The sequence below is a fragment of the Campylobacter concisus genome, assembly GCF_002165775.1.
GTDB classification, from domain to species: Bacteria; Campylobacterota; Campylobacteria; order Campylobacterales; family Campylobacteraceae; genus Campylobacter_A; species Campylobacter_A concisus_E.
Map to the genome: position 1 here is coordinate 16544 of NZ_NDYP01000013.1, position 12866 is coordinate 29409.

At 33.0% G+C, this 12866-nt stretch carries 11 protein-coding genes; 1 reads left to right on the forward strand and 10 read right to left on the reverse strand.

Annotated features, from left to right (window positions below; translation table 11 throughout):
- Window positions 1-4 precede the first annotated feature (4 nt).
- From tssK to B9N66_RS09765, 4 genes are all read right to left on the reverse strand, one after another.
- Window positions 5-1399 (reverse strand): type VI secretion system baseplate subunit TssK, encoded by a 1395-nt coding sequence (tssK, locus tag B9N66_RS09410; RefSeq protein WP_087580805.1) that lies wholly within the window; start codon window positions 1397-1399, stop codon window positions 5-7.
- A gap of 1 nt (window position 1400) precedes the next feature.
- On the reverse strand, window positions 1401-1868 hold the full coding sequence (gene tssJ / locus B9N66_RS09415) for a type VI secretion system lipoprotein TssJ (RefSeq protein WP_054195914.1): 468 nt from the start codon (window positions 1866-1868) through the stop codon (window positions 1401-1403).
- 825 nt (window positions 1869-2693) lie between these two features.
- Entirely contained in the window at window positions 2694-3452 is a 759-nt protein-coding gene (locus tag B9N66_RS09430) for a hypothetical protein (RefSeq protein WP_087580808.1), read from the reverse strand.
- Between the two features lie 600 nt (window positions 3453-4052).
- Window positions 4053-4250 (reverse strand): hypothetical protein, encoded by a 198-nt coding sequence (locus B9N66_RS09765; RefSeq protein WP_180382100.1) that lies wholly within the window; start codon window positions 4248-4250, stop codon window positions 4053-4055.
- A 602-nt stretch (window positions 4251-4852) separates the two neighbouring features.
- On the opposite strand from B9N66_RS09765, the gene B9N66_RS09435 reads away from it, so the two are divergent.
- Complete coding sequence (locus B9N66_RS09435; RefSeq protein ID WP_087580809.1) at window positions 4853-6994, forward strand: site-specific integrase; 2142 nt, start codon at window positions 4853-4855, stop codon at window positions 6992-6994.
- A gap of 459 nt (window positions 6995-7453) precedes the next feature.
- Here the strand turns inward: B9N66_RS09435 and B9N66_RS09440 are convergent, their stop codons facing one another.
- The 6 genes from B9N66_RS09440 to B9N66_RS09465 form a co-directional block, all read right to left on the reverse strand.
- Entirely contained in the window at window positions 7454-7966 is a 513-nt protein-coding gene (locus tag B9N66_RS09440; RefSeq protein WP_034965947.1) for a hypothetical protein, read from the reverse strand.
- A 119-nt stretch (window positions 7967-8085) separates the two neighbouring features.
- Entirely contained in the window at window positions 8086-9159 is a 1074-nt protein-coding gene (locus B9N66_RS09445) for an ABC transporter substrate-binding protein (RefSeq protein ID WP_009649437.1), read from the reverse strand.
- A gap of 17 nt (window positions 9160-9176) precedes the next feature.
- Entirely contained in the window at window positions 9177-10124 is a 948-nt protein-coding gene (locus tag B9N66_RS09450) for an aldo/keto reductase (protein ID WP_009649659.1), read from the reverse strand.
- Between the two features lie 23 nt (window positions 10125-10147).
- Window positions 10148-10933 carry an ABC transporter ATP-binding protein gene (locus B9N66_RS09455; protein ID WP_087580810.1) on the reverse strand — a complete coding sequence of 262 codons (786 nt, stop codon included), beginning with the start codon at window positions 10931-10933 and terminating at the stop codon, window positions 10148-10150.
- On the reverse strand, window positions 10930-11952 hold the full coding sequence (locus tag B9N66_RS09460; protein WP_087580811.1) for a FecCD family ABC transporter permease: 1023 nt from the start codon (window positions 11950-11952) through the stop codon (window positions 10930-10932). The genes B9N66_RS09455 and B9N66_RS09460 overlap by 4 nt, the downstream gene beginning before the upstream one ends.
- 442 nt (window positions 11953-12394) lie before the next feature.
- The coding region (locus tag B9N66_RS09465) for a fumarate hydratase (protein ID WP_180382101.1) at window positions 12395-12866 on the reverse strand (472 nt) is incomplete at its 5' end.

The following is a 12866-nucleotide window of genomic DNA, read 5'->3' on the forward strand; positions in this document are numbered from 1 at the left end:
ATCCTTATAATAAAGCCCACATTTTAATGTCAGCATTCGGTAAATTTGCTGTTATATAAACGCTAATCACATTTTGATTTGCAAAGCTTTTAAAAATTTCATCTTTTTTGTCTATCTTGTAATAGATATAATCGTTTAACTTTGGTAAAGTACTAGGAACAACAGAAATTTGCTCTACGTTTATACCTCTTAACTGTGAAGAAACTATGCCTTTTATATTTGATTGAGTATGGATTTTGCATTGCTCTTTGAAATTTTTAAGAAGATACTCATTTTTCGTATCACTGTGAATAGCAAAATAAATTTCTGAGTTTTCAATAATGCTTGGATTATCAAAAATACAGTCATAAAAGCCGTGATTGTTTTTAACAATTTGCGCCATTATATATTTTGGAGATAAGATATGTGAGAACAAAAGTCTTAGATTATTTATCAAAGGCACAAAAGTTTGAGTTAGATTATTGTGATCGTAGGCTATAAATTCGCTAAAACTATTATCGTGACTAAGTGCTAACAAATCAGCCTGAAAATCAACTAATTTTTCATACAAATACTCTGGGTGAAATTTATCTTTCTTTAACAAATAAGAGAATATTAAATGCCATTTTTTTAGCATATTTAGTGTTAAATATGTTGAAAAATCAAGTCTATTTTTAGCTTGATCAACACCTCCTAGCAACCCAAAATAACTCTCTTGATGTTGCTTTATAGCAAAGCTAAGCTCCTCTATAAAATTTGTTATGAAGGTGTTTTTACTGATGTCAATACAAGTTGGAATAAATTTTTCGTCAAGCGTTATTTGTTTATTTAGGTCTATATTTTTTATTTTACAAATTGGTATGCTAAGCTCGTAAGGCATCTTTGAGCCAAATACTCCAAGAGATGATCTTTGGCTTGCTAGGATTAGACTTTCTTTATCTTGTGTAAAGGCCGAAGATAGCTCAAAATCATCTTTATCATCTAGCTCATTTAATATATCATTGTTAGCTTCATCATGCACTCTTGAGCTAATAAGTGCTTGCTTGGCTGTAAATTTTAAATTTGGTAAATTATTTTGCAAGCTAATATCGACCAAGCCTGAGCTAATAGGTAGTTTTAACACTATAATGGCTGAGTTTAGTTCACTTGGGCTTATCTCAAGTGGCTCTGGTAATTCATCTTGATCTGGTGCGTTGAAAATCGTGCCATCTTGAGAGATACAAGAAATTTTAGTTAGCCCTATTTTGCCTTGAAGCAAAAGATCGCTTGAAATTTCTAAATTTAAAATACCGTATAAATTTGAAAAAGAAGAGATAGTTTTTAGGTTTAAATTTCTCTCAAAATATCTTTCTTGCTGCTCGAAATGAACCTTATCAACGTTCATTCCGTTATACCAAACGACTTTTAGCTTTTCAGACATTTTATTTGCTTGCTTGTATTTTAGAGCTACTAGCGTCTAAAACATTTACGCCATTTTTTGTTATTTCAAAAACTATATTTTTTTCTTTTATCTCTTTTGTAGCTTTATAAGCCTTGATATTTGTCTTGCTCTGATCGGCATAAAGTACCAAAATACCGACATACGGAACCTCGTCAGGATATACATTTGTAAAAGCATATCTATTTGTATTTGGCTGAATTTGTGTTTTTATAGAGTCAATCTTGTCATAGCCTAGTATTTCACCATTTCTCTCGGCTAGATCGATAATGCTAGCTTCTTTAAATTTAGCCACATCTCTTAATTTATAAGCTATGATAGTTATAGGAACATTATCACCATGATAGTTCAAATTTGAATTTGGCATATTGCTTATAATAAGATCTTTTGCACATCCTGTAAGAAATAGCATAAATACTAAAAAAGATAGAAATTTAAATATTTTTTTCATGAGTTCCTTTACCTGATTTTAATAATATTATTTTTGCGTAATTATATCTAAAAAATTTAGATGATGCTCATTTTAAAATTAATGTTCTTAAACAAAACTTTTATATCTGTTCTTATTCTTTTTTATCGTTTTTATTATATTTATTGATCATACTATCTACAGCCACCTGTGTTATTTCCAGTAAGTATACTTGCTCCAGCTTCAGCCGCAGTCCTTATCCTACTCGCCCACTTTTATGTTTACCCTCTTGTGGCGTTGTAAAGAAACCAAAATACAAAAACTAAAAAAGAGTGAATTAACGCGACACCACCTCTTTCTATTTCCATTTTTTGTATATATTCTTTTTTAAAATCGCTCTTTTTTATACCGTTTTTTATCATAAAACATACATTGGCAAATATTAGCAACACAGTCATGGCATCAATATAGTTTTCCCCAAAGAGAAGTTTTAGGATTACTATAAAGCCGATACATAGTATGCTACCAAAAAATATAATTAGAAATTTTTTTATTTTTACTATTATCCCACTGTTTGTTTTTAAAAAAATCTTATATAAATTAGCACTAACCAAATTAAAATAATTACGATAGTATAAAATAATGCTACGCTGCCGTATTTTATCTCTATATTTTCTAGGTTCTTTTTTGTAAGGTCGCTTTTTTTAATATCGTTTTTTATTGCAAAAAAACCATAAAAACATACCAAGATAAAGCCCATCGCATCTATATAATAAATTTCTCCAAAAAAGTATTTTAATAGCTTTACAAATAGCAGCGCTACGACACATATTGCTATAACGCCGCTGAATACTATCGTAAATTTCTTCATTTTTTATTATCCATATCTGACTGTATTACGCCGCCCACCAGTCCGGTACCTACTTCAAATATGGTCTTATAGTTACCATCTTTGCCTCTTGGTATCTTCTCGCCCAGTTTTCCTGAACCGCTTGTAACAAATCCAGTAAATCCTCCAATAGCAGTTTTTAAAATAATTCTTTCTCCATCTATATCTTTTGAAAGATCGGTTGCTTGAGAATATATTTCACTGCCCGCATTCCCAGAAGCACCTCTTATTATGGCGCTTAGCATATGACTAGCTCCGCCCGTATATAATCCTACGGTAATATTCATAATAGCCGATAATGGGTCGTAATTATTAAAACTATTGTTGTTTTTGGTATACTGCGAATATGTATCTATACCGGCACTAATTATACCGCCTGTTACTATACCCGGGGTTTTTGAGCTATCATAAAATTTAATATCTTTTGTCATATCTTTTAGTAAAGTACTAGAGCTACTTTCCGGAGCAGATATCTTTGGCTTACTGACTGTTATAAAATAACCTTTATCATTTGTAATCTTATAAACCTCTACTGGTTTATTGTTTTTACCTAATTGCTGATATATCACTTTATTCCCCGTTATATCCATACTACGAGCTACATACTCTTTACCGTTGTGTCTTAATATGCCATCACTACCTAATGTTCCACCTTTTGGGGTATTGGCCAATAGTTTTTCGTTTATTCTTTCAGTCATTCCTATTTTAGAGATATTTTTAAAATTTCTATTTATCACCGCTGCTTTATTTTTTTAATTTTACATTTGTAAAATTTAACGAATTCTTACTTTTTTCAAATTTAACTTTTTGCTTCTTTTGTTTTTTAGGGTTTCTATTATGTGGTTTATCTGGTATAAATTTTTCGGGTCACAAAGCCCAAAAAATCACACCGATAGTAGAAATCCACGAAAAGATGCAAAAATAAACTAAATACCCATTTGATTTGTAAATTGTGAATTTAACGAGAAAGTAAAAAACAATAACAATAGGAATAAACAATAATATACCTATTTTTAAAATTTTTATATTTTTAGATTTATTATAGATTATATAACAATGGCGAATAAACTTAAAACAAAAATATACTACAAGCAAACCCAAAAAATATAAGATAATCCAAGCAACTAATGGGTGATGATTGGCTAAATATACGATTAAATCTACGATTTTATATTGAAATTCTCGCCAGAAAGCATTAAAAAAATCATTCATTACCACTACCGCCGACAGTATTGTCTTTTATCGTATTGCGAAATTCATAATTTGCTCCTTGAAAAATTGTATGCCTAAAAATATTTCCACTATTTTCTATCATATTATTTAATATTTTATCTTCCCTATTTATTTATTTTGTATTTAAGAAATCTCTCCATTGTTTTGATATTGCCCCAATTGAATGCTTTACTTCTCGCAAAGTCTGAGAAATTTGATGAGTATTTGGTATCATCGTCTCTATTTTTATTTATATCTCTATGATCTTCTATATCCATCGATCTTTGGTTTTTATGAGTTATGGTTTTTACTAGATCTTTCATATCGGTGTATGTTTTTGAAATTTATATAACTAGCACCGGTTTGCAAGCTCGTATAACCTTTTATTTTTCGTCATTATATCCTCTTTCATTTTTTGTATGTAAGACTGCTCGGTATAGTCTTTCTCAAAGCTTTCTTGAAAGCCTTTAAGAAAATTCTTTACAAAGGCTCTACTATGAAGTTCTTCATCTTTACTGTTAAGCTTACTGAAGCTTAATGGCAGTAACTGGATATTCCTTGGGGTATTTTAAAGGTAACCTAAAATAAAAGCTAGAAGCAAGAATTTAAAACAAATTTATTTTTATGGTATTAAAATGGTAATGGCTTTATAATCGTTGGAATTTTTAAGAGACTGTCCCACTTTAGTAACTAAGTGTTCCACTCTTAAAGGAAATTTTAAAGAAAGGGAAAGAACAAAAGCACCACTGCTAGTGTCTAAAATAGGATGTTTTGGTGTCACGGGGGAGACTTGAACTCCCGACCTCCGGCTTATGAGGGTTTAAAAATAAACCTTGTGTAAGCACCAAAAAGACGACACACAGCCAGTTTCACACTAAGTATCTGCTACATTTTGCTACAAAGTTATATTGCATAGGTAACAAAGATGCAATATCTAGTCAAACGAAATGGCATATACTACTTTAGAGTAGCTATCCCACTATATCTGAGGCCTTATTTTGGTAATAAAACCGAATATATAACCTCCTTCCTCACAAAACGCTTTGATACAGCAAAAAATCGTGCTAAGATCTACTCTATAATTTTTAACGCGATCAAAAAGGCATGGAAGATGAATTTGAGCAGCGAACTTATAGAGCACTTGGTGCTTATGCTTTTAAAAGCCAAGGAGGCCAAAAGTATCAAAGAGCATGATATACTTGGCAGATATATAAATTTAGATGGACTACTATCACTAAATTTGTTTTTAAAACAGAGTTTAAAAGAAGATAGCTTGCCCAGTGTAATATCAAAAGAGGTTGATGATATCTGCAAAAAGCTATCTTGCACTGACTCTCACACCAAAAAGCTTCTTGGCAAAAGAGTGCTTGAAGCAACGATAGATAACATAAATCACATATCATATAAGATGTGCAAAAACCAAAAGCTACTAAATGATAAGCAACAGACATTTGTACCACTTGGTAAAAAGCAAAAGAGTGCAAATTTAGATGAAAGCACCAAAGAGAAGATAGTAAAGAGCATCAATGAAGCTAATATCAATAGCTATCAAGATGATATAGAGACTTTAAAGAAGCAGAATTTGGTGCTGCCTTTTACTAAAAAGTCCTTAAAGCACTCTATTTGCGAGCTAACAGAAGCTATAAATGAGCTAGCTAAACAAAAGGGTGCATTAACAAACAATGATATATTGAGGCTATTTGGCTGTGAGCTAATACCAGATGGAGATAACGAGCTAAGCAGTGATCTAAAATTTGGGTATGGAAATTTAAATGATCCTACTTTTGGTGGTCAGATAAAGCTATACAAGGCAGATAAATATGAAGATAAGGGCATAGTTTTAAGTGACATTGAGGCTAAAGACCTTACGATAGATGATACAAGTGATGTTAGTGGCATGACTTTCAATGAGGCTATAAATTTCTTTCAAAAGCTCTTCTCAAATAGAGCTAGAAGCTTTAAATCACAGCTAGTCTCATCTACTAAAAGCGAGAGCAAAGCTGACATGGTCACGCTAAAGAGTGCATTTGAAAACTATGTATCAAACACTAGTATTTCAAACAACTGGAGTGATAGCACATTTGGTCTTGTTAGACATGTAGGACGGCTAATGTTTATGAAATTTGGTGATGGGCTAGATATTAAAAAGATAAAAAGAGATGACTTGCTAAATTTTAGGAATGTCTTACTACAACTACCAACCAAGCTCTCTCAAAATAGTCTCTATAAAGATAAAAGCTTAGATGAGATCATAGCTTTAGCAAAGGATAGACCAAAAATTTCTAAATCAACCATTAAGAAGTATATCGTTAGAGTTAGTGAGTTTTTTAAATACTGCTACGATAGCGACTATATAGATAAGAACCCAGCTATAGATCTGCAAATAAGTATAAACCAAGATGATGTTACAAATAAAAATCCTTATGAAGATAGTGACATAAACGCACTTTTGGGTATTGTTAGTAAGATTAAATCAAGTGGTGATACTAAAAGTCAAAGAATCAGCAAAGATGAGCTATTTTTCGTTACCCATATAGCAGCTTATTCTGGCATGAGACTAAATGAGATAATCCAGTTAAACACAGATGACATAGTTGAAAAATATAACATAGTATGCTTTAGTTTAAATACAAAAATAGATGTAAAAACAGGCAAGAGTAAGACTTTAAAGACCAGAAACTCTGTAAGGATAGTTCCTATCCACTCTAAGTTAAGTAGCATTGGGCTATTTGAATTTATAGAGAGTAAAAAGAAGCTAGCTAGGAAATGTGGCAAAGCAGTTAGGCTATTTAGCTGTGACAATAAAGACTTTTCTGAGTATTTTAGAAAGAAGATCAATACTAAAGTTATAAAAGATGATGATAAGACAAGGACATTTCACTCATTTAGACACACTTTCATAAACAAGCTCATTCAAAGCGGTCAAAGGGTTGAACATATAGCTGCTCTTGTAGGACATGAACAACAATACAAGATCACCATGAACACTTATGGAGAGCCAGTAACTCCAAAAATTCTAAAGGATCTAGTTGAAGAGGTAAATTTTTATCAAGGAGGGGAAGGGTGAGCGTAGTAAACTATTTAGAATGATGGGATTGTTAACATAAATAGTAAAGGTTGATTTATAATTTAAGGTTATTTAAGATTCTGAAATTATGCTTAATTTTATGACTTTTTAATATTTTGCTATATGTTATTTTATTTATCTTAAACGGATCAATAAACAACGAAAAGCATAACCTGAACCAGCTTGCATATATATTCTATATATGGTATTTGCTATCAAAAAGCCATCTTGTATTTCATCTGGGCGAGGATACTTTTTGTCCGACAAGTCAGACAAAAATACCTCGTTAGGGATAGTCCCTAAAACCCCATATTTATTATACAGCCTAAAAAATTACTGTATTTTTTCCATAAGAACCAAACACTAATAACTCAAACGCATCTTTATTTTCAAAAAAATACCCTCCTTACTGGTTTGTCCAGTAAAGAGGGCACATATCAAAACCCTTCTCTTTTTCTTTTATAGAACTTTTGCGTTATATACTTCTTCGGGCTTAGCGGCCAATAGTCTTGCTGCCATATCTTTTTTCATCTGAATCAAAGTAGTCTCTTCTTCTTCACTTCTATCTTCTTTTCTTGATAATTCAATAAATTCTTTTAGTACAAAACCTGGCTTTATGGTTATAACGACTGTTTTATCTCTATACTTGAATTTAAAATAATATCTTCCATGGGGACTTTCTAAGACTTCTTCAGCTTCTTTTAAATTAATATCAACGGAAATTCTACCACCTGTTACGCATCTTGTTACCATTTCAAAAGCATCTAGCCCTCCCGGTCCCGGAAATGCTGTAATAAGATATATCTCTCTTCTTTCTAATAATTTCCCATCATCTAAAAGTGGAAAGGCTCTACTCATGACTTGAAATGCATGAGCTACTCCCCCGGGATAACCTACACCATGATAGTTTAGTAAATCATCAAAGCTATATTCTAATTCATGTCCTTTTTCTAATACTTTTATTTTATCCATGTTTCTTCCTTTCTTGTTAAAACTACTTCCTCAATATTGTAGCAACTTCATCATCTGATAATTTGTAATCATATTTCTAATACTTTTATTTATCCATGTTTCTTCCTTTCTTGTTAAAACTACTTCCTCAATATTGTAGCAACTTCATCATCTGATAATTTGTAATCATATACATATTCAAAGAAATTCTTTAACTCTACTTCCATGTCCATATCTGAAAACAATTGTGGATACTGTATTTTTGCAGCCCATTTAACTGTAAGCGGAGTTTCAACCCCAGGAGGATCCCACCTATAAACACCTATAGGAATTTTGTATACTTGTTTGTTAGCTACAGCTTTAATTGTTGACCAGTCTCTACCTTCCTGCTTATTTTCAATAAAGTCTTCCGGCATTAAGTCTGAATGATTTCCTAAATAAATGATATCAGGGTTCCATACAATCATCTGCTCCATGTCCACTTCAGCCAATTTACCCTTAAGCTCGTGGGCCGGATTATAGGCTCCACTTGGTTTCATCCAATGGTCGTATGTTTTTACAGCTATTTTCATGTCACTATAAAACTCTATAACTTTTGGTTTATCTTCATCTTTTATTTCAGCTAACTTTGATGTTACTTCATTAATTCCTTTGTCCATATATTCAACTAATAAGTCGCCACGTTCTTTCTTTTGAAGTACTTCAGATATCATTTTTATATTTTCTTTTATACTGTCAAATTCTGCCCTCTTTAAAGCTACTACCTTAAGTCCTGCAGCTTCCATTTTTTCAATTTCTTTCTCAATATTCGAATAAATAAACACTACATCCGGTTTTAGCTTCAATAACTCTTCCACGTTAACAACTGAGTCTTTTGAACACCATTTAGTATTCGCATTAGCTAGTTGTGGATACATGTTTTTTAAAACACTTTCTTCAAAAGCTTTAATAGAAGATGGGTTGCATCCTACAATTTTATCTGTCTTTCCATCAATTGCATATATTATAGACGGAAGAGGCTTGTCCACCGTTGCAATTCTTTCCGGTGTTTTTTCAAATTTAATCGTTTTTCCTCTAACATCAGTAACCGAGTATTCGCTTTCTTTTACCTCTTTAACTTCTTGCACTTGACTAGCTTCTTTTTCGCTGCCGCCACAAGCATTTAAAATTAATGCTAGTACTAAAAATAATAATAAACTAATCCTTCTTTTCATTTTTCCTCCTTTGAAAATTATACACTTAGTGGATAAACTCCAAACAAATCTGCAACTTCTTCTCTTAATATATGAGGTCTTTGTCTAAGAGCTTTGCCAACTTCTATCTTTCTTTCTAAATCAACTTGATTAATTCTTTCTTTTAATTTTCCTTCTTGTTCACTCCTTTCTTTAGCAGAGTAAGGTTCTTGATATAGGGTTTTAATAGCTTCATTAATTTCATCTTTTGAATTAAAGGTTCCCAGTACAGAATCTATAAAAGGAAAGGACAGAATATATGCATATGCCGCTTGAACCAAAGTTTGGTCTTCTTTTATACGAATAGCGTTAAATATATCTTCATAAAGCAACAAGTCTCCTGTTGCCAGCGGATTCATAGCTATTGTCCCTATATCTTTTTCATGAGTCTTCATTATTCCTTTTAATCTGTATTTGGAATTAATTATATTAAAGCCCTGTAAACTATAATCAAATTTATACTCCCCAATCATCTCAATTAGTTCTTTATTTTGTAAGTGTGAAGAAAAAGTAATATGCTTAATAAGTCCTTCTTCTCTTGCTTTTTCCATCTCTCTTATAGCTCCATAGTTTTTAGCTCCTCTCCATTCTTCAAAAGATTTTACACCCCAAAGACAAGTAAAGGAGTCAATACAACTTATTCCTAAATTCTTCAAAGAATTTTCAAGATTTTTTCGAAATGTTTTAGAATCTCCGGCATGTGTCTTTGACATAATATAAAATGGTTTTTTATGCTTCTTCATTTCTTTTATGGCTGTACCTAATATAAGTTCTGAACAATTGTTTCCATAAGTATCGCCGGTTTCAAAGAAATTTATTCCTTGTTTATATGCATAGAAGAAATTTTCTGCATGTTTATCTATATCTTGGGGATTCTTTAAGTGATGACTTCCCATAGATATTCTTGAAATTTGTATGCCTGTAGATCCTAATTTTCTATATTCCATTCATTAACCTCCTTCTAACAGTTCTATATGGTTTTATAAGGTGCAACTGTTTTGTATTCAACTTCTTCTGCTTGAAAAAATAAAATTTTAGCTTTGATCTGAAAATACTTTTGTAAGTTATCTTCAGTAATGGCTTTCGAACTTTCATCAAAGGTTGTTTTGTAGTCACTACCGATAAACAAAGTTTTGTCAGATATCTGCAATGCATGACTAGGAAAATGAGTGTTTATTATGCAAGCAGATTTTTTATTTACATTTATATGTTTAATTGCCTCTATGATTCTAATTTGATTCTTCATATCCAGGTTTGACTCCGGTTCATCTAAAATAAGAAGTTTTGGATTAGAAACAAGAGCTCTCGCAATCATAACCATTTGAAGCTCTCCTCCGGATAGCTCATCACAGTATCTATTTGATAGCTTTTCAACTCCTAATTCTTTTAAAGTTTCATAAGCTTTATCATAATCTTCCTTCGTAGGGATATGGAAAAAACTGTTTTCCTTGTCTAAACCCATCACAACCATTTCTAAAACCCCATAACTAAACACACTTTTCTTAACTTGAGGAACATAACTTAAGTTTTCCCATAATTCTTTTTCTGCATATTCATTTATATCTTTGCCGAACAATAAGGCTTTTCCCGTGTCCCATTTTAAAAACCCCATAAGACACCTTAAGAAAGTAGTTTTACCCACCCCATTGGGTCCAAGAATGGACATTACTTCTTCTTCTTTTAAATCAAATGAAATATCTTTTAAAATTTTTCTCTTGTCATATGAAAAAGTACCTTTTTTAACTTGGAGTATCATCTTCTTTCTCCCGAATTCTTTCTAAGTATAGTTATGAATAATGGCGCACCTATAAATGCTGTTAATATTGAAATTGGAATTTCATTGCTTGTAGCTGCTCTTGCAAGGGTATCTATCAGTAATAAATAAATTGCTCCCATAACACAACAAGTTGGAATAAGGTACCTATTATCATTTCCGATAACCATTCTCGCCAAATGGGGAATTATTAAACCTATCCATCCTATAATTCCACATACAGAAACTGTAGTTGCAGTTATCAATGTTGAGAGTAAGATAACCACAATACGTAATTTTTTTACATTAATTCCTAAAGACCTAGCCTCATCAGAATCTAGAGATAAAAGATTCAATTTCCACCTTAATAGAAAGAAGCCGAAAATACAAGGTATTATTATTATTGAACAAATAACAAGGTCTCTATAGGATACACTTGCTAAACTTCCCAGCAACCACATAGTGATAGTTGGAAGCTTATCTTCCGGATCTGCTATATATTTAATAAATGATATTGAAGCATCAAATAGTGACTTTACAATTACTCCGGATAAAACTAACACATACAAATCTGTTCGTTTTTTTACTCTGGATAGGTTTAAAACTATATAAACTGCTAAAAGCCCCAGAAGCAAAGAAACATGCTGAGTCACTATCATGTCTAGGGATAATAATATAGATAAAGCCGCCCCAAAACCTGCTCCTGAAGACACCCCTAGTAAGTCCGGGCTAACTAAAGGGTTTGAAAAAACAGTTTGATATGCTGCTCCTGCCAGTGATAGCCCTGCACCTACTAAAACTGCCATAAGTATTCTAGGTAGTCTTATGTCAATTACTACACTAGTTTCATGTACGCCTAAGCCGCTAACATCTCCGGTTATTGTTTTGTATATAATCATAAATGCTTCATAGGGGCTAACCGGATATCTTCCTAAACAAATAAAAGTTAGTATTAAAAGCAATAGCAATACAAAGAGAACCAATATGCATAATTTTTTATTCTTAAAGAAACCTTTCCCCATTTATCCGCTCTTTCTAATTAATAGTTATATTATAGCACTTGCTATATTTGAAAGTCAAGGATATTGATACGCATATTCATCTTTAAAATGGTCATCATCATACTCTTCATATACATAATAATAATTTAACCTAAAATGCACATTACCAATGTACGCATCTACCATTGTTGTGTTAGCAGTCGGTTTTTTAGTGTAGGCTTAGATAGTTAGGCTTGCTGGCAAAAAAGATTCTTGGTAAGTAAATTCACTTTTGGCAATAACACATTTTTCATTTAGGTATGAACTACAAAATTCTAAAAACTTAGCTCCTAATTCATCTGCTAGCTCTCTTTGTGTGCTAGCCAAATCTACAAACTGATGTGCCTCGTGAGGTAGATCACGTCGCCGATTTTGATATCTGCTAGATCCTCGGGCGCGATCGGCGTGGTTAAAATTTTCTTACTCATAGCGCGAACTCCTTGTGCGATTTTACGGCAAAATTTAGCTGCTCGTCCCAGACGATGTGGCCTTTGCGGTGCGACCAGCAGCCCACGTTTACGGCGACGGCGATGACGCTTGGGTGGCGGGCGCAGTTTTCGATATGCACGCCCATCACGGAGCTCGCGCCGCTCATGCCTTGCGGACCCAGGCCGATTTTATTTATGCCCTCTTCGAGCAGCTTTTCGGTTAGAGCCGCGCGGTCGTTTGGATTGCGCGAGCCAAGCGGCCTCATCAGTGCTTTTTTGGATAGCAAGGACGCCACGTCGATCGAGGTGCCCACGCCAACGCCCACTAATAGCGGCGGACAGGCGTTTATGCCGTAGCTGGTCATTATATCCATCACAAATTTCACGACTCCCTCGTAGCCCATGCCGGGCATTAGCACGGTCGCCTTGCCAGGCAGGCTACAGCCGCCGCCCGCCATATAGGTGTGG